Genomic DNA, 591 nt, shown 5'->3' with positions numbered 1-591 from the left:
TTACTTATTATAACCCAAGTGCAGGTAGCTCTGCTGGAGATATGATTTCTACTGCTGACGACTTAAACAAATTCTTCACTTACTTGCTCGGTGGCAAATTACTGAAAGAACAACAACTAAAACAAATGCTTACTACAGTTCCTACAGGAAGAGAAGGAATCGATGGATATGGTCTTGGAATCTATGAAACTAAGCTTCCGAACGGTGTCTCGATATGGGGACACACAGGTGGCATTCTAGGGTTTACTACTCTTGTTGGAGGTACACTTGGAGGCAAGCATACGTTGGTCGTCAATTGGAACAGTTTGGGTAGAGCTGACAGTCCTAATCCTTTTAAAAATATTTTACTTGCTGAATTTAGTAAGTAGGAAAAAGGAAAAATTTACCGTAGTTTTCATAGTTAAAAATATACTTTTCTGGTTCAAAAGCCCCACCTTATTTTCGAGAAAAATTTGGGGCTTTTTTTGTTTTGGTGGCGTTTATTCTTCTTAAGTTGGTGGATGTGGGGTAGCACCACATCGCTATCAAGTTTAAATTTTATAATGCCCCCAAAACGAAAAATTTGTGTCATTTATAGAAAGAAGTTCATTT

1 protein-coding gene is annotated in these 591 nt (G+C 37.4%); it reads left to right on the top strand.

The window, feature by feature from the left end; genetic code table 11:
* Positions 1-368 (top strand): serine hydrolase (locus tag AB6801_RS31195; protein ID WP_370941399.1); only part of this gene is annotated, 368 nt, incomplete at its 5' end.
* Positions 369-591: the final 223 nt, after the last annotated feature.

This window comes from Bacillus sp. RCC_6_1 (assembly GCF_041360755.1).
Classification (GTDB): Bacteria; Bacillota; Bacilli; order Bacillales; family Bacillaceae_G; genus Bacillus_A; species Bacillus_A cereus.
Note: the sequence above shows the minus strand (reverse complement) of the source record. Positions and strands in the feature narration are given on the sequence as shown.